At 67.7% G+C, this 26,738-nt stretch carries 24 protein-coding genes; 14 read left to right on the top strand and 10 right to left on the bottom strand.

Annotation, left to right across the window (positions count from 1 at the left end):
• Window position 1 precedes the first annotated feature (1 nt).
• The 7 genes from FG154_RS00945 to FG154_RS00975 form a co-directional block, all read right to left on the bottom strand.
• Entirely contained in the window at window positions 2-1,186 is a 1,185-nt protein-coding gene (locus FG154_RS00945) for a geranylgeranyl diphosphate reductase (protein WP_145103448.1), read from the bottom strand.
• A gap of 2 nt (window positions 1,187-1,188) precedes the next feature.
• Complete coding sequence (locus tag FG154_RS00950) at window positions 1,189-2,472, bottom strand: BCD family MFS transporter (RefSeq protein WP_145103451.1); 1,284 nt, start codon at window positions 2,470-2,472, stop codon at window positions 1,189-1,191.
• Window positions 2,469-3,377 carry a chlorophyll synthase ChlG gene (chlG, locus tag FG154_RS00955; protein WP_145103454.1) on the bottom strand — a complete coding sequence of 303 codons (909 nt, stop codon included), beginning with the start codon at window positions 3,375-3,377 and terminating at the stop codon, window positions 2,469-2,471. The genes FG154_RS00950 and chlG overlap by 4 nt, the downstream gene beginning before the upstream one ends.
• Window positions 3,378-3,450: 73 nt before the next feature.
• Window positions 3,451-4,071 carry a bacteriochlorophyll 4-vinyl reductase gene (bchJ, locus tag FG154_RS00960; RefSeq protein WP_145103457.1) on the bottom strand — a complete coding sequence of 207 codons (621 nt, stop codon included), beginning with the start codon at window positions 4,069-4,071 and terminating at the stop codon, window positions 3,451-3,453.
• Window positions 4,072-4,077: 6 nt separating this feature from the next.
• Window positions 4,078-5,880 (bottom strand): magnesium-protoporphyrin IX monomethyl ester anaerobic oxidative cyclase, encoded by a 1,803-nt coding sequence (gene bchE, locus FG154_RS00965; protein ID WP_108221399.1) that lies wholly within the window; start codon window positions 5,878-5,880, stop codon window positions 4,078-4,080.
• Between the two features lie 146 nt (window positions 5,881-6,026).
• Window positions 6,027-7,421 (bottom strand): transcriptional regulator PpsR, encoded by a 1,395-nt coding sequence (gene ppsR / locus FG154_RS00970; RefSeq protein WP_145103459.1) that lies wholly within the window; start codon window positions 7,419-7,421, stop codon window positions 6,027-6,029.
• Window positions 7,422-7,478: 57 nt separating this feature from the next.
• Entirely contained in the window at window positions 7,479-8,222 is a 744-nt protein-coding gene (locus FG154_RS00975) for a cobalamin B12-binding domain-containing protein (protein ID WP_281282018.1), read from the bottom strand.
• A gap of 425 nt (window positions 8,223-8,647) precedes the next feature.
• On the opposite strand from FG154_RS00975, the gene bchF reads away from it, so the two are divergent.
• From bchF to FG154_RS01045, 14 genes are all read left to right on the top strand, one after another.
• A complete protein-coding gene (gene bchF / locus FG154_RS00980; RefSeq protein WP_145103466.1) occupies window positions 8,648-9,130 on the top strand; it encodes a 2-vinyl bacteriochlorophyllide hydratase in 483 nt (160 codons plus the stop codon).
• Window positions 9,127-10,413, top strand: coding sequence for a ferredoxin:protochlorophyllide reductase (ATP-dependent) subunit N (locus FG154_RS00985; protein WP_145103469.1), 1,287 nt, complete (start codon window positions 9,127-9,129; stop codon window positions 10,411-10,413). The genes bchF and FG154_RS00985 overlap by 4 nt, the downstream gene beginning before the upstream one ends.
• Window positions 10,414-10,483: 70 nt before the next feature.
• Window positions 10,484-12,052, top strand: coding sequence for a ferredoxin:protochlorophyllide reductase (ATP-dependent) subunit B (bchB, locus tag FG154_RS00990; RefSeq protein WP_145103472.1), 1,569 nt, complete (start codon window positions 10,484-10,486; stop codon window positions 12,050-12,052).
• The gene (locus FG154_RS00995; RefSeq protein ID WP_145103475.1) at window positions 12,042-15,623 is read left to right on the top strand and encodes a magnesium chelatase subunit H; all 3,582 of its coding nucleotides are present in this window, start codon (window positions 12,042-12,044) and stop codon (window positions 15,621-15,623) included. Before bchB ends, FG154_RS00995 begins: the two co-directional genes overlap by 11 nt.
• A 64-nt stretch (window positions 15,624-15,687) precedes the next feature.
• On the top strand, window positions 15,688-16,581 hold the full coding sequence (gene bchL / locus FG154_RS01000) for a ferredoxin:protochlorophyllide reductase (ATP-dependent) iron-sulfur ATP-binding protein (protein ID WP_145103477.1): 894 nt from the start codon (window positions 15,688-15,690) through the stop codon (window positions 16,579-16,581).
• A gap of 43 nt (window positions 16,582-16,624) precedes the next feature.
• Complete coding sequence (bchM, locus tag FG154_RS01005; protein WP_145103479.1) at window positions 16,625-17,293, top strand: magnesium protoporphyrin IX methyltransferase; 669 nt, start codon at window positions 16,625-16,627, stop codon at window positions 17,291-17,293.
• Entirely contained in the window at window positions 17,290-18,729 is a 1,440-nt protein-coding gene (locus tag FG154_RS01010) for a PucC family protein (RefSeq protein WP_145103482.1), read from the top strand. The genes bchM and FG154_RS01010 overlap by 4 nt, the downstream gene beginning before the upstream one ends.
• Before the next feature lie 18 nt (window positions 18,730-18,747).
• Complete coding sequence (gene puhA / locus FG154_RS01015) at window positions 18,748-19,530, top strand: photosynthetic reaction center subunit H (protein WP_145103484.1); 783 nt, start codon at window positions 18,748-18,750, stop codon at window positions 19,528-19,530.
• Window positions 19,531-19,648: 118 nt separating this feature from the next.
• On the top strand, window positions 19,649-20,287 hold the full coding sequence (puhB, locus tag FG154_RS01020; protein WP_145103487.1) for a photosynthetic complex putative assembly protein PuhB: 639 nt from the start codon (window positions 19,649-19,651) through the stop codon (window positions 20,285-20,287).
• A gap of 67 nt (window positions 20,288-20,354) precedes the next feature.
• A complete protein-coding gene (puhC, locus tag FG154_RS01025; protein ID WP_246100100.1) occupies window positions 20,355-20,816 on the top strand; it encodes a photosynthetic complex assembly protein PuhC in 462 nt (153 codons plus the stop codon).
• Between the two features lie 21 nt (window positions 20,817-20,837).
• On the top strand, window positions 20,838-21,134 hold the full coding sequence (locus FG154_RS01030) for a hypothetical protein (protein WP_011908040.1): 297 nt from the start codon (window positions 20,838-20,840) through the stop codon (window positions 21,132-21,134).
• Entirely contained in the window at window positions 21,131-22,222 is a 1,092-nt protein-coding gene (gene acsF, locus FG154_RS01035) for a magnesium-protoporphyrin IX monomethyl ester (oxidative) cyclase (RefSeq protein WP_145103493.1), read from the top strand. The genes FG154_RS01030 and acsF overlap by 4 nt, the downstream gene beginning before the upstream one ends.
• Window positions 22,223-22,283: 61 nt before the next feature.
• Entirely contained in the window at window positions 22,284-23,174 is an 891-nt protein-coding gene (gene puhE, locus FG154_RS01040; protein ID WP_145103495.1) for a putative photosynthetic complex assembly protein PuhE, read from the top strand.
• Window positions 23,175-23,501: 327 nt separating this feature from the next.
• A complete protein-coding gene (locus FG154_RS01045) occupies window positions 23,502-23,969 on the top strand; it encodes a c-type cytochrome (RefSeq protein WP_145103497.1) in 468 nt (155 codons plus the stop codon).
• A gap of 74 nt (window positions 23,970-24,043) precedes the next feature.
• Here the strand turns inward: FG154_RS01045 and urtE are convergent, their stop codons facing one another.
• The 3 genes from urtE to urtC are packed head-to-tail and all read right to left on the bottom strand — an operon-like array spanning window position 24,044 to window position 26,713.
• A complete protein-coding gene (urtE, locus tag FG154_RS01050) occupies window positions 24,044-24,739 on the bottom strand; it encodes an urea ABC transporter ATP-binding subunit UrtE (RefSeq protein ID WP_145103504.1) in 696 nt (231 codons plus the stop codon).
• Window position 24,740: 1 nt separating this feature from the next.
• On the bottom strand, window positions 24,741-25,484 hold the full coding sequence (gene urtD / locus FG154_RS01055; RefSeq protein WP_145103507.1) for an urea ABC transporter ATP-binding protein UrtD: 744 nt from the start codon (window positions 25,482-25,484) through the stop codon (window positions 24,741-24,743).
• Window positions 25,481-26,713 carry an urea ABC transporter permease subunit UrtC gene (urtC, locus tag FG154_RS01060; protein WP_145103510.1) on the bottom strand — a complete coding sequence of 411 codons (1,233 nt, stop codon included), beginning with the start codon at window positions 26,711-26,713 and terminating at the stop codon, window positions 25,481-25,483. Before urtC ends, urtD begins: the two co-directional genes overlap by 4 nt.
• Window positions 26,714-26,738: the final 25 nt, after the last annotated feature.

The following is a 26,738-nucleotide window of genomic DNA, read 5'->3' on the forward strand; positions in this document are numbered from 1 at the left end:
CTCACGTCCATTGCGGCGACACCAGTCGCGTCAGGTGCATCACGTTCTTGAACCCGATCTTGATATGGGCCCAGGGCTGTTTGCTGGTCAGCTTCTTGTTCATGTAGGACTCGAAGGTCAGGCGCTGGACATCGACATCGTGGCAGAGCGAGACGAACCGCTCGCGCCGCTCGTCATCGCGATAATAGGCATCCTGCATCGAGCGGAGAACCTTGAACACGGTCTTGTGGTCGGCCATGAACAGCTTGCGCGCCAGTTGCAGGTCGGTCGCCCGGCCCGATTTCAGCGCGGCGAGGCAGGCCTTGGCCGCAACCTGGCCGCCGACGAAGGCGTAGTAGATCCCCTCGCCCGACGAGGGCGCGACGACCCCGGCCGCATCGCCCGCCAGCACCACGTCCTTGCCATTGTCCCACTTGTCGAGCGGCTGCAGCGGGATCGGCGCGCCCTCCTTGCGGATCGTCTCGCACTGGTCGAGCCCGGCCTGCCTGCGCAGCAGCGCGGTCGCCTCCTTGAGGTCGAACCCGTGGATGCCCGTCCCCATCCCGACGGAGGCGGTCTGACCATGCGGGAAGATCCAGCCGTAGAAATCGGGGCTGACGCGGCCGTCGTAGATCACGTCGCAGCGTGTCGGGTCGTAGTCGATGGCCGGGCTGCTCGGCGGCTTGATGATCTCATGGTAGGCGATCACCATCGGGATCTTGTCGCCGCCGGGCACCTCGGCGCGGGCCACGTCGGACTTCGCGCCGTCGGCGCCGATCACGAACCTGGCCTCGGACCGCTTTTCCTCACCCGTCGCCTTCTCGCGCCAGACGACCCAGGTGTGGAAGCTGTCCCGCTCGATCCGCACGAAGGTGCCGGTCAGCCGCTCGGCCCCGGCCTTGGCGGCCCGGCAGCGGAGCCATTCGTCGAAATGCTCACGGTCCACCATGCCGACGAACCCGCCCTCGATCGGGATGTCGACCTTGCGGCCGGTGGGCGAGATCATCCGCGCGGTGCGGATGCGCGCCACGATCTGGCTGTCGGGGATGTCGAAATCCTCGATCAGCCGGGGCGGGATGGCCCCGCCGCAGGGCTTGATCCGCCCGGCGCGGTCCAGAAGCGCCACGCGCTTGCCGGCACGGGCCAGCTCATCGGCTGCCGTGGCGCCCGACGGGCCGCCACCCACTACGAAGACATCATAGGCCATGATCACTCTCCAGGCACAAGCCGGCCGGCCGGCGCAGTGCGCCCGCCTTCCAGGATACGCAGCGCCATCAGCGCCGATATGACGAACAGGACGGCCTCGAACAGGAAGACGAGACCATAGGCGGTGGAATTGCTCGCGAACTGCGTGAGCGTGTCGGCCGCGGCCGCGCCCACCAGCCCGCCAAAGCCGGCGGCGACCGCCTGGGCCGCGCCCCAGAGCCCCATCCGGGTGCCCTCGCGCGCGTGACGGCCCTCTCCGGCAAGCTGCATCATCGAGCCGATGGCCGCCACGGCGAACATGCCGTTGAAGAGGCCCATCAGCACGACGGCGGGCACGATCAGCGGCAGGTGCATCTGCCCGATCAGGGCGATCCCCGTCAGCGCCAGCGCCGAGCCGAGGCAGCCCGCCACCACCCAGGAGCGGAGCGAGCCGATCCTGAGGCCGGTCTGCCCGATGCCGACCGCCAGCATCCCGACGAAGACGCCCGCATTCTGCGCCCCCGAGAGCGAGGTGGTCTGCCCCGGCGTCAGGCCGAAGACGAGGCCCGCGTAAGGTTCGAGGATCAGCTCCTGCATGAAGTAGGCGGTCATGGACAGCAGGACGAAGAAGGTGAAGATGCGCGCCCGCGGCTCGGCCCAGACCTCGCGCAGCCCCACCAGAAGCGGCGCGGGTTCGGGCTCGGGCTCGGAGATCAGGCCGCGCTCGATCCGCCAGGTGGCGAGGACGGTGACAACGAAGCCGCCCGCACAGACCGCGCCCACCAGCCGCAGCAGCCGCTCGGGCGTGTAGGGATCGAGCAGCGCGCCCACGATGCCCGCGGTGGCGGCGATGCCGAAGATCATCATCAGCCAGGTGATCGTGGCCGCCGCCGCGCGCCGCTCGGGCCGGGTGCAGGTGGCCATCAGCGCCAGAAGCGAGGTGCCGCCCATGCCCGCGCCGAGGCCGATCATCAGATAGGCGAGAACCGAGAGGGCCAGCCCCGGCCAGAAGGCGGTGTGCATCCAGACCACGCCAAGCGCGGCCGAGAAGGCGCCGAGGGCCAGCGTCGCCATGCCCCCCACGATCCAGCGGGTGCGGTTGCCGCAGGTGTCCGAGCGGTAGCCCCAGGAGGGCCGCGTCACCTGCACCGCGTAATGCAGCGCCACCAGCAGCCCCGACAGCACCGCCGGCAGGGCCAGCTCGACCACCATCAGCCGGTTGAGCGTCGAGGTGGTCAGCACCACCATGCCGCCCAGGCTCATCTGCACGAGGCCGAGCCGGACGATGCCGAGCCAGCCCAGCGTCACGGCAGCACCTCCAGCCCGCGGATGGCGAAGGCCGCCACCATCATGCCCGAGACATAGAGCGTGACGCCGGTGCCGTTGTACCACGGGCACTTGCCGGCCGGGTCGCGCAACAGCACGCGCATCGCGAAGAACTGGGCGATCAGCAGCGCGCTGATGATGCCCGCATGGATCGGCTTGCCCCAGATGAAGAGCAGCGCGATCACCAGCATCTGCGCCAGCGCCATGACGGTGCAGGCCAGCTTGGCGGCGACCTCGGGCCCGAGCATCACCGGCAGCGAGCGGACGCCATGCTGACGGTCACCCTCGAGCGCCTTGAAATCGTTGAGGGTCATGATCCCGTGCGCGCCGAACGCATAGAGCAGCGCCACCGAGACGATGAAGAAGTTGGGCGCCCCGGCCGAGAGAACGGCCGCGCCCGTGAACCAGGGCAGCCCCTCGTAGCAGAGGGCGACCAGCCCCGGCCCCCACCAGCCCGACCGCTTGAGGCGGATCGGCTCGACCGAATATGCCCAGGCCGCCAGCACGCCGAAGACCGTGGCGCCAAAGCCCCAGGGGCCCAGCATCCAGCCCACGGCGAGCGAGGCCAGCGACATGATGATGGCGATGTAAAGGCCCCAGCGGCCGGGGATGCGCCCCGAGGGGATCGGCCGGTCAGGCTCGTTCACCGCGTCGACATGGCGGTCGCACCAGTTGTTCGCCGCCTGGCTCATGCCGCAGACGAGCGGGCCCGCGAGGACCATGCCCAGCAGGACCAGCGGCCACTTCTCGCCCGGCCAGATGCCGACCGAGATCGTGCCGCAGAGATAGGCCCAGATCGGCGGGAACCAGGTGATGGGCTGGATCAGCTCGAGCAGCGCGCGCGGCTCGGGCGTGGAGCGGGGGTGTAAGGATAGATTGACACTCATGTGTGTCACCTAAACATGACGACGGGGAGTCGGGCAAGGAAATAGCCCGCGGGTCCCAGTGACAGATTGAACATCAGCGCCCCTTGGGCAGGAGCTCGAACCGGCAGGCGGGTGCGCCCGTGGCGCAGCAGGCGGTCTCGCGCACGGCCACATGCGGCCAGACGAGGCGTGAGAAGAGGCGCTCGAACACCGCCGCGTGCCAGTGGCACAACGGGGTGTTCGAGCTTTCTCCGGCGACCACGGGGTTCCGGGCAATCTCGAATGACAGCGGGCGTCCCGAGACGACGCGGAACTTGCCGGAGCCGGCGAAGGTCCAGGAATGTTTGGCGATGGCCGTGGCCAGCACACGCGCGCCCAGAAAGGCGGGCAATGCGCGGATGAGCCGTTGCGCCAGCGGCGGGATCCGGTTCGCGAGGATGTAGTCCCCCGTCGCCAGCCCCGCCTCCCGCAGGAGGCGCGGGGCCTCCTGCGGATGGGTGTCGCGCAGCCAGCGGTGCAGCGTCGAGACCTGGGTCTCGGGCAACATGCCCGAGTCCGGCCCCGGCCGCGGCACGCCCGCCGCGGCGAGCGCCCGGTCGGCCGCCCCCGGTCCGAAGGCGCCCTCCAGCACCGGGATGAGCTGGAGGATCGCGTTCGGGCCGATCCGGGGGACCACCTCCGAAGCCGCCGTCAGCCGCTGGTCATGCGCGCTCATCGGCGGTCACTCCGCCGGACGGACGAGACGCTCCTCGGTCTCTTCCATCTGCTGCTTGCCGCCACCGCAGGCCATCGGCATCGCGAACTCGTCCTGCGGCATCTGCTGCTGGCCGCCGCCACAGGCCATGGGCACATGGAACTCGTCCACCATCGCCTGCGCGGCGCCGCCGCAGCCGCCCACCGGGTTCAGCATCGGCACGCCCTCGGCCTTGGCGGCGCTGCGCTCTTCGGCGCGGGCCTTGCCCTGCGCACGCAGCGCCTCGCGCCGTTCGGCGGCCTTGGCGGCGCGGTCGGCCGAAGCCTCCCAGTCCGCGAGCTGGGCGTTGCCGATCTTGCGGGTCTCGTCGAAGTGGAAGTCCACCTTGTCCTTGGACTGCGGGCCCCAGTAGCCGGCCTTGCCGAGGTCGTAGAAGGTTCGCCCCACCCCGGCCTTGAGGAAGGCCTTGAGGCAGCCGAGGAGGTAGCGACGGCGGAAGCCGGTGCCGCGCCACGGATAGTGGAACAGCGCCTTGCGCATGTAGAAGCGGCGGTAGTTGTGCATCACGCCGTCGAGCAGCTCGCCGCGGGTCAGCGCCTTGGGCTTCATGATCGGCGTCACGAAGTTGTATTTCGAATAGTCAAAGACCTCGACCTGGTCGCGCAGCTCCTGGAAGAGCGGCGTGAAGGGCCAGGGCGTGTACATCGCCCAGTTGGCAAGGTCGGGCTGCCAGTCCCAGACCATCTGGAAGGTCTCTTCCAGCGTCTCCTTGGTCTCGTTCTCGAGGCCGACGATGAACTGGGCCTCGGTGAAGATGTCGGCCTCGCGCAGGAGACGGATGGCCTCCTTGTTCTCGGCGACGGTGGTTTCCTTGTTGAAGACGTCCAGCTTCAGCTGCGCCGCGGCCTCGGTGCCGAGCGAGATGTGCACAAGGCCGGCCTTGCGGTAGAACTTGAGCAGTTCCTTGTCGCGCTTGATGTCGGTCACGCGGGTGTTGATGCCCCACTTGACCTTGTCGGGCAGGCCGCGGGCGATCATCTCCTCGCAGAATTCGATGAATTTCTTGCGGTTGATCGTCGGCTCCTCGTCGGCGAGGATGAAGAAGCCCACATTGTGCTCGTTCACGAGCTTTTCGATCTCGTCCACGACCTTCTTGGGGTCGCGCACGCGGTAGTCGCGCCAGAACTTCCACTGTGAGCAGAACGAGCAGGTGAAGGGGCAGCCGCGCGCCATGTTCGGGATGGCCACACGCACGCCCAGCGGCTCGTAGATGTAGTTCTTCCAGTTGATGATGCCCCAGTCGGGATCGATCGAATCGACGTCCCGGATGGTCGGCGCCGCGGGAGTCGAGACGATCTCGTCCCCGTCGAGGAAGGCGAGGCCCTTCACCTGACGGCGGGTCTCGCCGAAGTTGCCCTCCTCGTAGGCCTTCACGAGGTTCACCAGAACCTCCTCGCCCTCGCCGCGGACGATCACGTCGATCCAGGGCGCTTCTTCCAGCACCTGACGGAACATGAAGGTGGCGTGGATGCCGCCGAGCACGCGCAGGGCGTTCGGAACCACCTCCATCGCGATCTTCAGCGTCTCTTCGGCAACATAGATCGAGGGGGTGATCGCGGTCGTGGCGACGATGTCGGGCTGAAGCTCCTTCAGCTGCTCGGCAAGCTTCTCGTGCGAGACGTAGTCCGTCATCGCGTCAATGAAATGGTAATCGGTGTAGCCGGCCTTCTTCAGCGCGCCGCAAAGATAGGCGACCCACGCCGGCGGCCAGCTGCCGGCGATCTCGGCGCCCCCGGAGTGGTAGTTCGGGTGAACGAATACGATACGCATGGTGGACTCCCGCTGTGTCCATTTCAGTTGACATAGTTCTGTCGCGGGTAAATTGATGCATGTCAAAGCGACCATTCGCCCCGCGCGGATGGGCACACACTTTCGCAAAGGCGAGGGAAATGCCCTGCGGCAGCAGGGCGCAGGGGCTACTCGTCCTTGTTGAGCAGCCCGAACTTGCGCAGCTTGACATAGAGGGACTGGCGCGAGAGCGACAGCATCTCGGCCGCCGCGACGCGGTTGTTCCGCGTTAGCTCCAGCGCCGTCTCGATGCACATTTTCTCAACGACATCCGTGGTTTCCGCCACGATATCCTTGAGGGTGGAGTTGCCCACAAGCTCCATGACGTTGCGCAAGGGCTCGTCCACGACGCCGGTCGCCGGAATGGGACGTCGCAGCGTGTCGGCCCGGCTCGTGTCGCGCACCACCAGCACGAGCAGCGGATGCTCGCGGTCGTCGAGCCAGGTGGCCGACAGCTCTGCGGCAATCTGCCCCGCGAAGTCGGTCGTGAGTCGGGTGGCATAGAGCCGCAGCTGTCCAGTGCGCCTGACACTGTCGATCAGCACGCGCAGGTCCACGGTCCCCCGCGCGAGGAAATCGGCCAGAGAGCGGCCGCGGATCGCCGCCAGGCTCGACGAGTCGGTCAGATTGAGGAACGCCTCGTTCGCGCCGCGGATCGTGCCGTCGGCGTCGGTAAAGACGATGCCGTCCACCCCTTCGTGATAGAGGCGCGCCAGATTGTTCAGCAGCTCGTCGCTGACGGGCTGCGCCACCTCGGCCGGATCGAGCTGGCAGAGCAGAAGCCGCTCGCCCGCCGCGCGGAAGACCCTTGGCACCACCATAAGCCGCTTCTGCGACCGGCGGGCCACCAGCTCCAGCGGGGCCGCGCTTTCGGTGGCGGCGAGATTCGCCATCGCCTCCATGAACTCGCCGCGGCGCCGGCCCTCGAACTCCTGCGCGATGGCGGCGCCGAGCAGATCCTGCCGCACGCCGCCGAGCAGCATCCCGGCCGCCCCGTTCAGATCCACGATCCGCCCGGTGGACATCGAGACCAGCACCATCGGATCGCGCGAGACATCGAGGATCACGCGGTAGCGCGTCTCCATCTCGCGCTGGGTCTCGTAGTCCCGTTCCATCGCAAGCTGGGCGGCGACCAGCTGCTGCTGCACCTCGGCGATGGGGCGCAGGTCGCGCCCGAGCATCAGGATCGAGCGATCCTCCGGCAGGCGATGCAGGATGTAGCGGACGGGAAACTCGAAGCTGCGCGGATCGGCGTGGTTCAGCTCGACCGCGATCGAGCCGCGGCCCGGCTCCAGCCCCTCGCTGCGCAGGCGGAACTTGCGGACGCTCTCGGGCGTGAGCACCTCGTCGAGACGCTGGCCTTCCCAGGCCGACAGCTGCCCGAAACTCGGATGGTGCGGATTGACCATCACCGACCGGATCAGCCCCTCCGGCGAGATCAGGAGCGAAATGTCGGCCGCCGTGGCCACCACGTCGCGCACCATGTCGGGAGCGAGAGGCGGGAGGCTCCCGCCGGCCAGCATATCTCTGCCTTCTGAAGTCAATGTCTCACCGATCTCCCGGCCTTCCGGCCGCCCGCCTCACGCGCGCCCCGGCTGAGCCCGCAGCCGGCTTCCACCCAGCCCGAAGGCCTGCAGCGCCGTCTCTATGTCGTTCGTCACTATATCCGCCTCCGGCACCGCCGCCGCAACCACACCCTCGAGGAACAGCGCCCCGCCGACGGCGACCGGCACCCTGCCGCCGGTCATGTCCTTCAGCGTCTTTACCAACTTGCGACAGACTTCAAGCATCTCCGCATGGGCAATAGAGATCATTATCGCATCGAATGCCCTTTTTACAAACAGTTCCCTCAGTTCGGCGGGGCCCGAGCCAATGCGGAGGCAGACGGAAACTCCCATTCTGCGAAGTTTCGCCACCGCGACCATGCCGCCGAGCGTGTGCTGCTCGCCCGGCGGAAGCAGCACGAGGACGGTGGGGCCGTCGCGCAGCCCGTGCTCGTCGGCCGACCAGGACATGGCGATGTCGCGCAGGATCGCCTGCAGCCGCGCCGTGCCGATCGTGACCTCGGCAAAGGTGCAGCTGTCCTCGTGCCAGCCCTGGCCCAGCCTGCGGGCGACCTCGGGAATGTAGAGTTCGGCCAGCGCCACGCGGCTCACCCGCGCGCGGCGCAGGTCGGGCTTGAGGGCCTCGAACGGCGCGCGATCCACCGAGCGTACCGCCAGCAGAAGGCGGCGCACCAGATCCTCGCGGATCGGGGCGAGGGTCGCGCCGTCGCGGGCCGACAGGCGCGCGACGATCTCGGCCGCGAAACGCGACACGGCCACCGGGCCATCCCCGGCCGGGCTGCGCCCTTCTCTTTCCAACCCATCATGCATCGCCAGCTCCGCCGGGCGGGCCGGCCATCCTGCGCGGCGCCGGGCGGGCCTCCGAAAAAGGGAAAACGGAGCCCGGACGGGCGCGGGCGCAAGGGCCGGACGCTCGTGAAGCGACTGTTCCCCAAGGAGGAGTGCATGTCAAAGCAAATTGACACCTTGGGAGGAGGCATATGGCGCAGCTTCGCCTACAAGATTGATTTTCGGCGACTATTACGGCGGATTGTCGCAGGCGGGCGCGACGATCTGCACCTTTGCCGCACTGTTTCGTCGCCGCAAAAGATGTAAGTCAGAATTGACACTTTCGGAATCGGAACGATAATCTCCCCCTAAAGGCAGCCCCTTTTGCGGGCCCTCCTCGGAAGGCGAACCTCAAGATGCAGCCCAACTCCCCCGCAACGCCGCGTCGGCGGCTCTACACCGAGGAACAGCGCGCCCGCCGCGACGCCACGCGCTGGACGCTGGTGCAGGCGATCCTCGCGCCGTTGCAGTTCGCGGTCTTTGCCGTCTCGCTGGGTCTGGTGCTGTGGTATCTCGCCACCGGCGAGGGCTACCTGGCCGCGACCATCTCGATCCTGGTCAAGACGCTGCTTCTCTACACGATCATGGTCACCGGCGCGATCTGGGAGAAGGTGGTCTTCGGCAAGTATCTCTTCGCGCCCGCCTTCTTCTGGGAAGACGTCTTCTCGATGGCGGTGATCGCGCTGCACACCGCCTATCTCTGGGCGCTCTTCACCGGCCAGCCGCACGAGACGCAGATGTTCATCGCGCTTGCGGCCTACGCCACCTACGTCATCAACGCCGGCCAGTTCCTGTGGAAGCTGCGGATGGCCCGCCTCGACATGAAGGCCGCGCAATGAGCCTCGATCTTCCGCCCCCGCCCGCCCGCGGCTGCCGCAACAGCGACGTCCTGAAGGAGCGCGGCCAGCGCGAGGTCTTCTGCGGCCTGACCGGGATCATCTGGCTGCACCGCAAGATGCAGGACGCCTTCTTCCTCGTCGTCGGCTCGCGCACCTGCGCGCACCTGCTGCAATCGGCGGCCGGGGTGATGATCTTCGCCGAGCCGCGCTTCGGCACCGCGATCCTCGAGGAAAAGGATCTGGCGGGCCTCGCCGACGCCAATGCCGAGCTGGACCGCGAGGTCGACCGGCTGCTCTCGCGCCGGCCCGACATCAAGCAGCTGTTCCTTGTCGGCTCCTGCCCGTCCGAGGTCATCAAGCTCGACCTGCACCGCGCGGCCGAGCGGCTCTCGGCGCAGCATGGGCCCAGCGTCCGGGTCTACAACTTCACCGGCTCGGGGATCGAGACCACCTTCACGCAGGGCGAGGACGCCTGCCTTGCCTCGATCGTCCCCACCCTGCCCGCGACGACCGCGCGCGAGCTGCTGCTGGTCGGCGCCCTGCCCGACGTGGTCGAGGATCAGGCCATCTCGCTGCTGACGGCGCTCGGCATCGGGCCGATCCGCGTCCTGCCCGCCCATCACGCGGCGGAAGCCCCCGGCGTCGGGCCGAACACCGTCTTCGCTCTCGTCCAGCCCTTCCTCGGCGAGACCCACGGCGCGCTGACCCGCCGCGGCGCGCGCCACATCCCGGCCCCCTTCCCCTTCGGCGAGGAGGGCACGACACTATGGCTGAAGGCCATCGCCGACGAGTTCGGCGTGAGCGCCGCGAAGTTCGAGGAAGTGACCGCCGCCCCCCGCGCCCGCGCCCGCAAGGCCGTGGCCGCCGCGGCCGAGACGCTGAAGGGCAAGTCGCTCTTCTTCTTCCCCGACAGCCAGCTGGAACCCTCGCTCGCCCGTTTCCTGACCCGCGAATGCGGGATGAGCGCGATCGAGGTCGGCACGCCCTTCCTGCACCGCGGCATCCTCGGCCCCGATCTCGACCTGCTGGCCGAGGGGCCGGTGATCTCGGAAGGCCAGGACGTCGAGCGCCAGATCGAGCGCGTGCGCGCGACGAATCCCGACCTGACGGTCTGCGGCCTTGGCCTTGCCAACCCGCTCGAGGCTGAGGGCTTCACCACGAAATGGGCGATCGAACTCGTCTTCACGCCGGTCCATTTCTACGAGCAAGCCGGCGATCTGGCGGGGCTTTTCGCCCGCCCGCTGCGCAGGCGGGCGATCCTGCGGCGCGAGGCCGCGGAATGACGCATCCCCAGAACCCCAATTCTCGGCTATCCCAAGCCCAAGGGGCGGCTCACGGCCCCGGGAACCGGACATGAAACTGACGCTCTGGACATATGAAGGCCCGCCCCATGTGGGCGCGATGCGCGTGGCAACCGGCATGACCGGCCTGCATTACGTGCTGCACGCTCCGCAGGGGGACACCTATGCGGACCTGCTCTTCACCATGATCGAGCGGCGCGGCAAGCGCCCGCCGGTCAGCTACACCACCTTCCAGGCCCGCGACCTCGGCTCGGACACCGCCGAGGTGTTCCAGCAGGCCTGCCGCGACGCCTATGAGCGGTTCCAGCCGCAGGCGATCATGGTGGGTTCCTCCTGCACGGCCGAGCTGATCCAGGACGACACCGGCGGCCTGGCGGATGCGCTGAGCCTGCCGGTGCCGGTCGTGCATCTGGAACTGCCCTCCTACCAGCGCAAGGAAAACTTCGGCGCCGACGAGAGCTTCCTGCAAATCTGCCGCAAGCTCGCGAAGCCGATTGACCGCACCGCGCAGGTCTCGTGCAACATCCTCGGCCCCACCGCGCTCGGCTTCCGCCACCGCGACGACGTGACCGAGATCACCCGGCTTCTGGAAGGCATGGGGATCGCGGTGAACGTGGTGGCGCCGATGGGGTCGAGCCCCGCCGACATCGCCCGGCTGGGGGCTGCGCATTTCAACGTCCTCCTCTACCCCGAGACGGCCGAATCCGCCGCCCGCTGGGCCGAGAAGACACTGAAGCAGCCCTACACCAAGGTCGTCCCCATCGGCGTCGGCGCCACCCGCGACTTCATCGCCGAGGTGGCGAAACTGGCGGGCGTGGAGCCGAAGGCCGACGAGAGCCGCCTGCGCCAGCCCTGGTGGTCGGCCTCGGTCGACTCGACCTACCTCACCGGCAAGCGGGTGTTCCTGTTCGGCGACGCGACCCATGTGATCGCCGCGGCCCGTATCGCCCGCGACGAGGTCGGCTTCGAGGTCGTCGGCATGGGCTGCTACAACCGCGAATACGCACGGCCCCTGCGTGCCGCCGCGAAGGAGTATGGCCTCGAGGCGCTGATCACCGACGATTACCTCGAGGTCGAGGAGGCGATCCAGAACCTCGCGCCCGAACTGATCCTCGGCACGCAGATGGAACGCCACATCGCGAAGCGCCTCGGCATCCCCTGCGCGGTGATCTCGGCCCCGGTCCATGTGCAGGACTTCCCCGCCCGCTACTCGCCGCAGATGGGCTACGAGGGCGCGAACGTCATCTTCGACACCTGGATCCACCCGCTGACCATGGGGCTGGAGGAACATCTCCTCACCATGTTCCGCGAGGATTTCGAGTTCCACGACGAGGCCGGCCCCTCGCACCACGGCGGAAAGGCGGTGCCGGCATCGGCGCCCCGCGCCGAGGCCACGGCCGACGAGGGGTCAATCCCCGAGGAAGCCGTCCCCCCCGTCGCCGCCGAGGCGACTCCGGGCGAGATCGTCTGGCTGTCGGACGCTGAAAAGGAACTGAAGAAGATCCCGTTCTTCGTTCGCGGCAAGGCACGGCGGAACACCGAGAAATTCGCGGCTGAAAAGGGCCTGACCCGTATCAGCATCGAGACCCTTTACGAGGCGAAGGCTCATTATGCGCGGTGAAGTCTCAGGTTCGGCCGGCGTGACCGGCTACAACATCGTCATCGTCACCCTCGACGCCCATGCGGCGGGGCCAGCCGCGCGGATCGCGCCGCGGCTGCGGCAGGACTTTCCGGGCCTCACGGTCTCGATCCATGCCGCCGCGGAATGGGCCGAAAAGCCCGAGACGCTGGTGCGCGCGAAAGAGGCGATCAACAGCGCCGATCTGGTGATCGCCAACCTCCTCTTCATCGAGGAACATATCAACGCCGTCCTGCCCGAGCTTCAGGCCGCGCGCGAGCGCGTCGATGCCTTCGTCGGCATGATCGCCGATCCGGCCATCGTGAAGCTCACGAAGATGGGCGATCTCGACATGCAGAAGCCGGCCTCGGGGCCGATGGCGCTTCTGAAGAAGCTGCGCGGTTCCAGCAAGGAGTCGGGCAACACCGGCGAAAGCCAGATGCGGATGCTCCGCACCATCCCGAAGATGCTGAAGTTCATCCCCGGGAAGGCGCAGGACCTGCGGGCCTGGTTCCTGGCCATGCAATACTGGCTCGGTGGCTCGGACGACAACCTCGAGCAGATGATGCGCTACCTCGTCTCGCGCTATTCGCGCGTGCGCGAATGGCACAAGGTCAGCGCCAAGGCTCCGATCGAATATCCCGAGGTCGGCCTTTACCACCCCCGCCTGCCCGACCGCATCACCACCGACCCGAACGACCTGCCCCGCCCCGCGGGCGCGAAGGTCACGGTCGGCCTGCTGATGCTGCGCTCCTACATCCTGGCCTCCGACACCGCCCATTATGACGCGGTGATCGAGGCCTTCGAGCAGAAGGGCATCGCGGTCCTGCCGGCCTTCGCGGGCGGGCTCGACGGACGCCCGGCGATCGACGCCTATTTCCACGACAAGCTTGGCCCCACCATCGATGCGATGGTGTCGCTGACCGGCTTCAGCCTCGTCGGCGGCCCGGCCTACAACGACAGCCACGCCGCGATCGAGTCGCTGAAGGCGCTCGACGTGCCGTATGTCGCCGCCCACCCGCTGGAGTTCCAGACGCTCGGCCAATGGGCTCAGGCCGGCGGCGGCCTCGGCCCGGTCGAGACCACGATGCTCGTGGCGCTGCCCGAGATCGACGGCGCGACCAACCCCACCGTCTTTGCCGGCCGCCATGACCTTGCCGGCTGCGACGGCTGCCCCGGCGGCTGCCGCGCCACCGCGCAGGGCGCCGAGACCCGCGCCATGGCCCCCTGCCACGAGCGTATCCAGACGCTCGCGGAAAAGACCCTGCGCCTCGCCCTTCTCCGCCGCTCGAAGGTGGCCGAGCGCCGGGTGGGCGTCGTCCTCTACGGCTTCCCGCCGAACGCGGGCGCGGTCGGCACGGCCGCCTATCTCGGCGTGTTCGAGAGCCTTTTCAACGTGCTGAACGCGATGAAGCGCGAGGGCTACCAGCTCGAGGTGCCCGAAAGCGTGCAGGCGCTGCGCGACGCGGTCCTTGGCGGCACCTCGAGCCAGTATGGCCAGCCGGCGAACATCGCAGCCCATGTCCCGGCCGAGAAGATCGTCTCGGGCACCCCCTGGCTTGCCGACATCGAGAAGGCCTGGGGCGCCGCCCCCGGCCGCATCCAGTCGGACGGCCGCGGCGTCTACATCCTCGGCCAGAACTTCGGCAATGTCTTCGTCGGCATCCAGCCGGTCTTCGGCTACGAGGGCGACCCGATGCGGTTGCTCTTCGAGAAGGGCTTCGCGCCCACCCACGCCTTCAGCGTCTTCTACCGCTGGCTGCGCGAGGATTTCCACGCCGACGTTCTGCTGCATTTCGGGATGCACGGCGCGCTGGAATTCATGCCCGGCAAGCAGGCCGGCATGTCGGGCGCCTGCTGGCCGGACCGGCTGATCGGCGCGCTGCCGAACGTCTATCTCTACGCCGCGAACAACCCGTCCGAGGCCTCGCTCGCCAAGCGCCGGACCAACGCGATCACCGTCTCGCACCTGACGCCGCCGCTGACCCAGGCGGGCCTTTATCGCGGGTTGCAGGATCTGAAGGACAGCCTGACGCGCTATCGTCAGCTTGCCCCGGAAGCCCCTGAACGTGAAGAGCTTTCTCTGCTGATCCAGGAGCAGGCCAAGGCCGTCAACCTCGACATGCACCCGGTCGAGACGATGTGGCTGAAGCTTCTGGAAACCGAGGGCTCGCTGATCACCGACGGCCTGCATGTCGTGGGCACGCCCATGACCGAGGAGCAGATCGCGGCCAACATCGCGCTGATGCCCGAGATGGACGCCGAACGCCGTGCCGAGATCGAGACCCTGCTGCGGCAGGAAACCGAGATCCCCGGCGTGCTGCGTGCGCTCGGCGGTCACTTCATGGAGCCGGTGCCGGGCGGCGACCTGATCCGCGCGCCCGAGATCCTGCCCACGGGCCGCAACATCCATGCCTTCGACCCGTTCCGCATGCCCACCGCCTATGCGCTGCAGGACGGCGCGGCGCAGGCGCAGCGGCTGCTCGACGCCCATCCGAAGCTGCCCGAGACGGTGGCGCTGGTGCTCTGGGGCTCGGACAACATCAAGTCGGACGGCGGGCCGATTGCGCAGGCGCTGGCGCTGATGGGTGCGCGGCCGCGCTTCGACCATTACGGCCGCCTTGCGGGCGCCGATCTCATCCCGCTGTCGGAGCTGGGCCGTCCGCGGATCGACGTGATCATGACCCTCTCGGGCATCTTCCGCGACCTGCTGCCACTTCAGACCCGGATGCTGGCCGAGGCCGCGTGGAAATGCGCCAATGCGGAAGGTGAGCCGCTGGCGCAGAACTTCATCCGTGCCCATGCGCTGGCCTATGCGCAGGAGATGGGCGTGGACATGGAGACCGCCTCGCTCCGCGTCTTCTCGAACGCGGAAGGCGCCTATGGCTCGAACGTGAACGTGCTGGTGGGGTCGTCGGCCTTCGGGGAAGAGGACGAACTGGCCGACGCCTATGAGGCGCGCAAGTCCTTTGCCTATGGCCGTTCGGGCAAGCCGGTGCAGAACGCGGCGTTGCTGCAGAAGTCGCTGAAAACCGTGGATGTCGCCTACCAGAACCTCGAATCCGTGGAACTGGGCGTCACCACCGTTGACCACTACTTCGACACGCTGGGCGGCATCGCCCGCGCGGTGAAGCGCGCCAAGGGCGAGGAGGCGGCGGTCTATATCGGCGACCAGACCCGCGGCGGCGGCACCGTCCGCACGCTGAAGGACCAGATCGCGCTGGAAACCCGCGCCCGCAGCCTGAACCCGAAGTACTACGAGGGTCTGCTGCGCCACGGCGCGGAAGGCGTCCGGCAGATCGAGGCGCAGGTGACCAACACGCTCGGCTGGTCGGCCACGACCCAGCAGGTGGAGCCCTGGGTCTACCAGCGCCTGTCCGAGACCTTCGTTCTGGACGAGGCGATGCGCCGCCGTCTGGCCGAACTGAACCCCGAGGCGAGCGTCCGCATGGCCGAGCGTCTTCTGGAAGCGAGTGCCCGTAACTATTGGCAGCCCGACGCGGAAACGCTTGCCGCGCTTCAGGGGGCTGCGGATGAGTTGGAAGACCGGCTCGAGGGGATCGCCGCCGAGTAAGGCGGTCCCGGGACGGCGAGCCCCGCAGGCTGCGGGGATGGCTTTAACAAATGGGGGGCCTCCGATGAGCCCGAAAGACTTGACGATCCCGAACGGAGAGGATGGAGAAGGCTCCGTTCAGGTCCATCTCGACGAGAGCGACAAGATCACCGGCGCCAAGGTCTTTGCCGTCTACGGCAAGGGCGGGATCGGCAAGTCGACGACCTCGTCGAACCTGTCGGCCGCCTTCTCGATCCTTGGCAAGCGCGTGCTGCAGATCGGCTGCGATCCGAAGCATGACTCGACCTTCACGCTCACGGGTAGCCTCGTGCCCACCGTGATCGACGTGCTGAAGGACGTGGACTTCCACCCCGAGGAGCTGCGCCCCGAGGATTTCGTCTTCGAGGGCTTCAACGGCGTGATGTGCGTCGAGGCGGGCGGTCCGCCGGCCGGGACCGGCTGCGGCGGCTATGTCGTGGGCCAGACGGTGAAACTGCTGAAGCAGCACCACCTGCTCGATGACACCGACGTGGTGATCTTCGACGTGCTGGGCGACGTGGTCTGCGGCGGCTTTGCGGCGCCGCTGCAACATGCCGACCAGGCGGTGGTGGTGACGGCGAACGACTTCGACTCGATCTACGCCATGAACCGCATCATTGCCGCGGTGCAGGCCAAGTCGAAGAACTACAAGGTCCGGCTTGCCGGCTGCGTGGCCAACCGCTCGCGCGCGACGGACGAGGTGGACCGCTTCTGCGAGGCCTCGGACTTCCGCCGCCTCGCCCACATGCCGGATCTCGATGCGATCCGCCGCTCGCGCCTGAAGAAGAAGACCCTCTTCGCGATGGACGAGGACCCGGATGTGATGGTCGCGCGGGCCGAATACCTGCGGCTGGCCCAGAGCCTCTGGGACGGGCTGCCGCCGCTCGATCCGCATTCGCTGCCGGACCGCGAGATTTTCGAGTTGCTGGGTTTCGATTGAGCCGCCCCCTGCCGGAGTCGATCCGGCGTTCAAGGAAGACCCCATGACCGACTATTCGACCACCCGCGACCGTGTCGAACATTACTTCGACCGCACCGCCACCCATACCTGGGAGCGGCTGACCTCGTCCGCGCCGGTGAGCCGGGTCCGCCAGACGGTCCGCGAGGGCCGCGACACGATGCGGGCGAAGATGCTCTGGCGGCTGCCGAAGGATCTGACCGGCCTGCGCGTGCTGGATGCCGGCTGCGGCGCGGGCCAGATGACGGCCGAGCTTGCGGCCCGCGGGGCGCAGGTGACGGCGGTGGACATCTCGCCGCAGCTGGTCGAGATCGCGAGGAAGCGCCTGCCGCCCGAGCATCTCGACCGCGTGACCTTCGCCAGCGGCGACATGCTGTCCGATGATCTGGGTCCGTTCGACTATGTCGTCGCGATGGACAGCCTGATCTACTACACCGACGAGGACATCGCGAAGGCGCTGGACAAGCTGGGGGCGAGAACGCGGCATTCGGTCGTCTTTACCGTGGCGCCGCGAACGCCTTTCCTGATGGCGTTCTGGTGGATGGGAAAGCTGTTCCCGCGTTCCGACCGCTCACCTGTGATGATCCCGCATCCGTTCAAGCCTCTGAACGAGGCCACGGGGGGTCGGCTGGTGAAGATCGGGCGCGTATCGCGCGGCTTCTACATCTCCGAGTGTCTGGAGTTCCGGCCGTGATCCTGGGGCGGAAACAGCTGAAGAGACTGACGATCGGCGCGCTTCCCTTCGCGGATGCGGCCTCTGAAGGGCTGCCGCTGGGGCAATTGCTGAGGCTGTCGCTGTTCCAGGTCTCGGTCGGCATGTGTTCGGTGCTGCTGCTGGGCACGCTGAACCGGGTGATGATCGTCGAACTGGCGGTGCCGGCGACGGTTGTCGCGCTGATGATCGCGCTGCCGGTCCTGTCGGCGCCGTTCCGGGCGCTGCTCGGCCACCGGAGCGACAATTACCGCTCGTCGCTCGGCTGGAAGCGGATCCCCTATCTCTGGTTCGGCTCGCTCTGGCAGATGGGCGGGCTTGCGATCATGCCGTTTGCGCTGATCGTTCTGTCGGGCGACCAGATCCACGGGCCCACCTGGGCGGGCGAGGCGCTGGCGGCGCTGGCCTTCCTGATGGCGGGGCTGGGCATGCACATGACCCAGACCGCGGGCCTCGCCCTCGCGTCGGACCGGGCGAGCGACGAAACCCGGCCGCGTGTGGTGGCGCTGCTCTATGTGATGTTCCTCGTGGGCATGGGCATCTCGTCGCTGATCGTGGGCTGGCTTCTGGCCGATTTCTCCGAGATCCGGCTGATCCGCGTGGTGCAGGGCTGCGCCTTCCTGACGATGGTGCTGAACCTGATCGCGCTGTGGAAGCAGGAGCATGTCCGCCCGATGTCGAAGGAAGAGCGCGCCGCCCCGCGGCCGCGCCTGCGCGACGCCTGGGCCGAACTGAACGTGGACGGCACCGCCTTCCGCCTGCTGGCGGCGGTGGCCTGCGGCACGCTCGCCTTCAACATGCAGGACGTGCTGCTCGAGCCCTATGGCGGCGAGATCCTCAATCTGCCGGTGGCGGCGACCACCCTTCTGACCGCCATGTGGTCGCTGGGCGCGCTCATCGGCTTCGGACTGGCTGCGCGCTGGCTTGCGCGCGGTCTCGACCCGGCCCGCATGGCGGGGCGCGGTATCCTGATCGGGCTGGCGGCCTTCCTGCTCGTGCTCTTCGCCTGGCCGGCGGAGTCGCGGGCGATGTTCTTCGCCGGCGCGGCATTGATCGGGATGGGCGGCGGGCTGTTCTCCGTCGCCACCCTCACGATGGCCATGGCGATGCCCGTCTCTGGCCTGGCCGGCCGCGGGCTCGCGCTCGGCGCGTGGGGGGCTGCGCAGGCCACGGCGGCGGGCACCGCCATCTTCATGGGTGGCGCCCTGCGCGACCTGATCGGCCACTGGGCCGAGGCGGGGCATCTCGGTGCCGCGCTGCAGGACGCGGCCATCGGCTACAGCTCCGTGTATCTCCTCGAGATCGGGCTGCTGTTCGCCACACTGATCGTGCTGGGGCCTCTGGTCCGGACCACGATCCTCTCATCCGAACGACCGGCCGGCGGGACCCGCGTGGGACTCGCCGACTTCCCCACCTGACACCGGAGGACCCCTTAAATGGTTGGTGTGACTGCTTTTGGAAACTTCGATCTGGCGTCGCTGGCGATCTATAGCTTCTGGATCTTCCTCGCGGGCCTGATCTACTACCTCCAGACCGAGAACATGCGCGAGGGCTATCCGCTGGAGAACGAGGACGGCACCCCGGCCGCGAACCAGGGCCCGTTCCCGCTGCCGAAGCCGAAGACCTTCATCCTGCCCCACGGCCGCGGCACCCTGACCGTTCCCGGCCCGGAAAGCGAAGACCGTCCGATCCCGCTGGCCCGTACGGCCGTGTCGGAAGGCTTCCCGCATGCGCCCACGGGCGATCCGATGAAGGACGGCGTTGGCCCGGCCTCGTGGGTTGCCCGCCGTGACCTGCCCGAACTCGACGGCCACGGCCACAACAAGATCAAGCCGATGAAGGCCGCTGCCGGCTTCTACGTCTCGGCCGGCAAGAACCCGATCGGCCTGCCCGTCCGCGGCTGCGATCTCGAGATCGCGGGCAAGGTCGTGGACATCTGGGTGGACATCCCCGAGCAGATGGCCCGCTTCCTCGAGGTCGAGCTCAAGGACGGCTCCACCCGCCTCGTGCCGATGCAGATGGTGAAGGTGCAGGCGAACCGCGTCCATGTGAACGCGCTCTCGTCGGACCTCTTCGCCGGCATCCCGACGATCAAGAACCCCTCCGAGGTCACGCTCCTCGAAGAGGACAAGATCTGCGCCTATGTCGCGGGCGGCCTGATGTACGCCGCGCCGAAGCGCAAGTCGGTCATCAGCGCGATGCTGGCCGAATACGCCTGATCCGACCACGGCGCGGCCCTCTCCGGGGCCGCGCCGCACCTGCCGGACCCGATCCGAATGGGGCCCCCGAGGCCCGATCCGCATCCGATCCGCCGCCGACGAACCCGAGGAGACGACCATGGACCATGACGATTTCAAGTTCGAACCGATCCCTGGCCTCCCCGAGCGTCCGCCGCAGGGCGAGACGCTGCTGTGGCAGGGCCGCCCCGCGGCCTTCGCGCTGGCGCGCGAGGCCTACAAGGTCAACTGGATTGCCGGCTACTTTGCGCTGATCGTGCTCTGGCGCGGCTCGATGGGCTGGGCCGATGGCGGCCTGCCGATGGCCCTCGCCTACGGCCTGCCCTATGTGGGGATGGGCGTGCTGACCTATCTGCTGCTGCTGCTCGGGGCCTTCTGGCAGGCGCGCGCCACGATCTATACGATCACCACCGCCCGCGTGATCCTGCGGATCGGCGCGGCCCTGTCGGTCACGCTCAACCTGCCCTTCAAGCAGCTGGAAAGCGCGGCGCTTGACCTGCGCAAGTCCGGCTCGGGCACCATCGCGCTGAAGATGAAGCAGCCCAACCGGATTTCGAAGCTGGTCTGCTGGCCGCACATCCGCCCGTGGAAGTGGCGGGGCGAGCCGGCCATGCGCTGCATCCCCGAGGCCGAGCGGGTGGCGCGCCTCCTGACCGAGGCGGCCGAGGCGCGGCTGTCGGTTCCCTCCATCGCCCGGGCCGACGCGGCCATGCCGGCGCAGGCCGTGCCCGCCGCCTGAGACCGCCCCGAACGGCAAGATCCACGGCCGGAGGATGCCTCCGGCAACAGCCCGCAGGAAGACCATGATGACCGCACCGAACTCCCGCCGTCCCCAGAGCGACAAGGAGAAGGAGCTGATCCCGCCCTTCCTGCTCAAGGCGATGTTCGCGCTCGCCCTCGGCTCGGTCCTGATGGTGGCCTGGGCCGTCTGGACCGGCCGCGAGCCGACCGGCCAGCCGCCCGCCGCCCCCGTAGTGGCCGAGCGGCAGCTCGTGCTGGTGGGGCTGGGCGAACAGGCCGTCGCGGTCCGCACCCCCGAGGGCGAGACCCTGTTCGAAGCCGACAACGGCGGCTTCGTCACCGTGATCCAGATCGGCCTGAGGCGCGCCCGCACCGTGCATCGGGTTGAGGACAATCCCCCCGTGCGGTTGGTGAAGTACGAGAACGGCAGACTTTCCCTGCAGGATGACGCAACCGGCTGGAGCGCCGAGCTCCAGGCCTTCGGACCCGACAACCAAGCGGTCTTCGCGCGGATGCTGTCCGAATGACGCCAAGAGAAGGGAACCCCCATGGGTCTGTTCACGAAACAAGCGGAAGAGGTGCCCTGCACCGTTGAAGTGAGTCACAGGTTCGAGTCTCTCCACGCGCATGTGCGCTTTGACAATGGTGCCATCGTCCATCCGGGCGATGAGGTTCTGGTTCACGGCGGGCCGGTCACGGCCGCCTTCGGCGAGGTGGTGGTCGAGGAACGCACCGCCACGATCACCCGCGCCTCGGCGCTCGAGCGGCTGTGGACGCGGCTGACGGGCGACCTCGGCGCGATGGAACTGTGCGAGTTCTCCTTCTCCGAGCAGGTGACGCTGTGAACGCGTCGCCCGGAGACCTGTCCCCCGCCCTCGATCCCGAAGCCGTCGCCGACACGACCGCCATGGCGACGGAGACCCACATCCTCAATCCGCGCTTCTACACGACCGATTTCGACGAACTTGACCGCGTGGACGTGACCCCCGTCCGCGCCCAGTGGGACGAGCTGATCGCCGAGATGAAGGCGGACCCGAACAAGGGCCACTTCAAGAAGACCGACGCGTGGGACCGGATCGACTGGGAGGCGATGGACCCGGCCCTGCGGGTCGAGTTCATCGACTTCCTCGTGTCCTCCTGCACGGCCGAGTTTTCGGGCTGCGTGCTCTACAAGGAGATGAAGCGCCGGGGCTCGAACCCAGACATCTGCGAGCTGTTCAGCTACATGGCGCGCGACGAGGCGCGGCACGCGGGCTTCATCAACGACGCGCTGCGCGAGGCGGGCGTGGCGGTCAACCTCGGCTTCCTGACCAAGGCCAAGAAATACACCTACTTCCGGCCCAAGTTCATCTACTACGCCACCTACCTGTCGGAAAAGATCGGCTACGCACGCTACATCACGATCTACCGCCACCTCGAGGCCAACCCCGAGCATCGGTTCCACCCGATCTTCAAATGGTTCAAGGAGTGGTGCAACGACGAGTTCCGCCACGGCGAGGCCTTCGCGCTCTTGATGAAGACCGATCCGAAGCTGACCGACTCGACGGTCAACCGGCTCTGGATCCGCTTCTTCCTGACGGCGGTCTATTCGACCATGTGGGTGCGCGACCATGCCCGGCCCGAGTTCCACAAGGCGCTGGGGGTGGACATCGACTGGTATGACCAGGAGGTGTTCCGCAAGACATCCGAGATCGCGCGGCAAATCTTCCCGGTCGAGCTGGACATCGACCATCCGCGCTGGAAGCCGGCGCTGAACCGCATGAACGCCGCCTTCCTTCGGATGGACCGCGGCACCCGCAGGGGCGGCCTTGCGGGGCGGATCGACAAGGTGCTGGGCGGCGCGCAGGCGCTGGCCGCCTTCACCGCCCTCTACACGATTCCGGTCAGGACCAACGCCCTGCCCGAGAATGTGCGACTGGAGCCGAGCTATTGACTGTTGACGATCTCCGGGAGCGGGCCCTGCCCGCTTCCTCCTGCCGGCTGGGTGGCCGCTGATGCTTACGAGTCCCTGGGTCGTTGCCCTGTCGGCCATCTTCGTCTGGTGGTTCTCCACCGGCATCCTGCTCTGGCGGGTGCGTCATGCCGACAACCGCGGACCCGAGTCGCACCTGACTTCGGTCATCATCGGCCTGCCGATGCTGTTCGCGGGCGCCTGGGGGTATGTTCATACGTTGCAGGATGCGACGGTGCAGGGGGTCTATGTGGCCTTCCTGTCCTCACTGGCCGTCTGGGGCTGGATCGAGCTTGCCTTCCTGTCAGGCGTGATCACCGGGCCGAACACCGACCCCTGCCCGACCCATGCCGGGCCGCTCGAGCGATTCCTGCGCGCGGTCGGCACGGTCCTGTGGCACGAGATCGTACTGGTGACGGTTCTGGTGGCGATGGCCATGCATGCCGGCGACGCGCCGAACCGCTTCGGCCTCTGGACCTTCCTGATCCTGTTCGTGGCGCGGGTCTCAGCCAAGCTGAACCTCTACCTGGGGGTGCCCTACATCAACGTCGAGTTCCTGCCCTCGACCCTTTCGCATCTGTCGAGCTACTTCCGCCGGACGCGGATGAACCATTTCTTTCCGCTGTCGGTGACGCTGCTGACCTTCGCCACCGGCTGCTGGGTCGAGCGCGCGATCTCGTCCGGCGGCTCGAGCCATCGGGAGGTGGGCTTCTGGCTGCTGGCCGCCCTGACGGCGCTCGCCGTCCTTGAACATTGGTTCATGGTGGTGAACCTGCAGGACCGCAAGCTCTGGAAATGGATGATGCCCGAGCGGCGGCCGCCCGGCGCGCGCGCCTTCCGGCCCGTGTCCGCCCCCCTGCCCGAGCCGGTGCGCCGGGCCGAGACGAAACTGCTCAAGGAAGAGGCGAAGGGGGCTCTGGTCAAATCGAGGTGAGGCGCGCCCCACCGCACATTCTGCGGCAATCCGTCATATAATTCCGGACGTGGGCGGGCGGCATAGTCCCCTGCGTCCGATCAGCCCGGCAGGAAGTTCATGTCAGCCGCCCCGCAACCTCAAGCGCCTTTCGGGTCCGCAGGTCCGGCTCTTCCCCGAAGCTACCGGGCGCTCTGCCCGCTCCCCGTTCCTGCCGCCTCCCGCGGCCGTTGCGCAACCATTTTCCAGATGCCATGGATGATCCGGGGCGCGCGTTCCGCAGTATCGATTGTGTGCCGGCGGCACCCGACATTACCATCACCATCTACCCATACAGGGAGGATACCCATGAAGTTCGAAATCAAGGCTCTCGCGGCCATCGCCGCATTCGCCGCCGCCCCGGCGCTCGCTCAGGAAGGCGATGCCGCGGCCGGTGAGAAGGCCTTCAACCAGTGCCAGACCTGCCACGTCATCGTGGACGATGCCGGCACCACCATCGCCGGGCGCAACGCCAAGACCGGCCCGAACCTCTTTGGCGTGCCGGGCCGTCAGGCCGGCACCCGTGAGGATTTCAATGGCTACGGCAAGGACCTCATCGCGGCGGGTGAAAGCGGGCTGGTCTGGAACGAAGCGCAGTTCACCGCCTACACCAAGGACCCGACCGCCTTCCTGAAAGAGTACACCGACAACTCGAAGGCCCGGGGGAAGATGACCTACAAGGTCCGCAAGGAAGAAGACGCCCACAACATCTGGGCCTATCTCGTGTCCGTCTCGCCGGCCGCCGAAGAGGCTGCGGAAGAAGCCGCGACCAACTGATCGCGTTCCCGACGCGAAGAGGGGCCGGCAATCCTGCCGGCCCCTTTGTCATGTCGGCCACGGACGACCGGCCGTCAGACCGAAACGGCCTGCCGCACCCGGTCGCGCCCAAGCTCCGCCTTGCTGCCCGCCACATCGACCGATCCGCGCTTGAGCACATAGAAGCGGTCGGCGAGCCCGTAGGCGAACTCGAAATACTGCTCGACCAGGATGATCGCCATGTCGCCCTTCTCGCGCAGATACGAGATCACGCGGCCGATCTGCTGGATGATGTTGGGCTGGATGCCCTCGGTCGGCTCGTCGAGGAGCAGAAGCCTCGGCTTCATGATCAGGGCGCGGGCAATGGCCAGCTGCTGCTGCTGCCCGCCCGAGAGGTCCCCGCCCCGCCGGTGCGCCATGTCCTTCAGCACCGGGAAAAGCTCGTAGATCTCGTCCGGGATGCGATGTTCGGAGCGCGGCAGGACGGCAAAGCCGGTCTCGAGATTCTCCGTCACCGTCAGCAGCGGGAAGATCATCCGCCCCTGCGGCACGAACCCCAGCCCGCGGCGCGCCATGGCCTGCGGCGGCAGCCGTGGCAGCTCTTCGCCATCGAGGATCACGCGCCCGCCCGATCGCGGATGCGCCCCCGCGATGGCCTTGAGCAGCGAGGTCTTCCCCACGCCGTTGGTGCCCATGATGCAGGTCACCTCGCCCGTGCGGGCCTCCATGTCGATCCCGTAAAGGATCTGGCTGCCGCCGTAATGCAGGGTCAGCCCTTCGGTCTTCAGCATTTCATCCGCGCCCCAGATAGACTTCGATCACGGCCGGGTTCTTCGTGACGTGGTCGAGGCTGCCCTCGGCCAGTACCGAGCCCTCGTGCAGCACCGTCACCTTGCAGTTCAGCCGGCGCACGAACTCCATGTCATGCTCCACCACCACCACGGCGCGGGTCCTGGCCATCTCGACCAGAAGCGCCGTGGTATGTTCGCGCTCGGCCAGCGTCATGCCGGCGGCGGGCTCGTCCACCAGCAGAAGCCGCGGCTCCTGCGCGAGAAGCATCCCGATCTCGAGCCATTGTTTCTGCCCGTGGCTCAGCTCGCCCGACTTGCGCGCGAGATGATCGCCAAGCCCCACCTCGGCCGCCAGTTCCTCGACGCGGGCGGCGTCGCGGCCCGAGGGGCGGAAGAAGAGCACCGAAAAGGGCGAGCGCGGCTTCTTCAGCGCCATCATCAGGTTGTCGAAGACCGTCTGATCCTCGAAGACGGTGGGGCGCTGGAACTTGCGGCCGATCCCCTCCTGCGCGATCCGCGACTCGGACAGCGCGAGCAGCGAGACCGAGCGTTCGCCGAAGGTCACCGAGCCTTCGTCGGGCCGGGTCTTGCCGGTCACGATGTCCATGAAGGTGGTCTTGCCGGCGCCGTTCGGCCCGATGATGGCGCGCAACTCCTGCGCGCCGATGTTGAAGGAGAGGTTGTTGATGGCCCGGAAGCCGTCGAAGGTGACCGAGACGCCCGAAACCTCGAGAAGCGCGCTCATTCCGTGGCCTCCCTCTCCTGCAGCGAGCCTTCGGCGGGCCCGAGCGGTGCCCCGCGCCGCGCCGGATGGCGCAGGCCCGCGGCCCAGTCGAAGAGCCCGCCGATCCCCTGCGGGGCCAGCAGCGTGACCAGCACGAAGGCGAGCCCCAGCAGGATCTGCCACCAGTCCACCCATTGGATCGTGGCGAAGCCGAGGTTCACGTCCGGCGCGCGCCCCCCGGTGAACCAGGTGGAGAGCAGCGACACGAAGGCCGCGCCGATCACGGCCCCGTAGAGCCTCCCCCGCCCGCCGATCGCCACCCAGACCGCCAGATAGATCGAGGCGATGGGCGCCAGCTCGGCCGGGTTGATGATCCCGGCCTGCGGATAATAGAGCGCGCCCGCAATGGCCGCGACCACGGCGGTGAAGGTGAAGATGAAGAGCTTGTAGCCCTCGACCGAATAGCCGAGGAAGCGCACGCGCTGCTCGTCATCCCGGATCGCGCGCAGGACCGAGCCGAACTTGCCCGAGACGAGCCAAGCCGCAAGCAGATAGCCCAGTGCCAACGCCGCGGCCGAAGCCCAGAAGAACCAGACCGACAGCCGGTCCTGCGACAGGCCACCGAGGCCGGGGATGTTCTGAAGCCCCGAGAGCCCGTTGTTGCCGCGCAGGCCCGAGTCGTTCTGGAAGAGATGCAGCGCAAGGGCGAGCGTCATGGCCTGCGTGAGGATCGAGAGATAGACGCCCGTCACCCGGCTGCGGAAGGCCAGCCATCCGAAGGCGAGCGCCAGAAGACCCGGCACGAGCACCACGAGCGCCAGTTGCAGGGGGAGGCTGTGGGCGAAGGTCCAGACCGCGGGCAGCTCGGCCCCGCCCACCACGCCGAAGATCTGGCTGGCCACCCCGTCCGAGATCTCTTGCGGCGTGGCCGGCAGCGGCGCGTTGGCCAGCGCCTGCAACACGATCTCCTCGGTGCGGGCATACATCAGCCACATGCCGATCATGTAGCCGCCAAGGGCAAAGAAGGCCATGTGGCCAAGGCTGAGGATGCCGGCGTAACCCCAGACCAGATCCATCGCGAGGGCCACGAGGCACAGGCAGAGCGTCTTGCCCAGCGTCTTGATGAAGGAGGTCGAGAGGAAGGCGCTGCCATAGGCGTGCGACAAAAGCGTCACCCCCAGCGTGAAGAGCGCGAGGATCAGCAGGAACACCAGCACCGAGGGGTTGCGGGAAAGGAAGCCCTGTCTCATGGCAGGCGGCCCCAGAGGTTCGTCG

The sequence above is a fragment of the Cereibacter sediminicola genome (genome assembly GCF_007668225.1).
Classification (GTDB): domain Bacteria; phylum Pseudomonadota; class Alphaproteobacteria; order Rhodobacterales; family Rhodobacteraceae; genus Cereibacter_A; species Cereibacter_A azotoformans.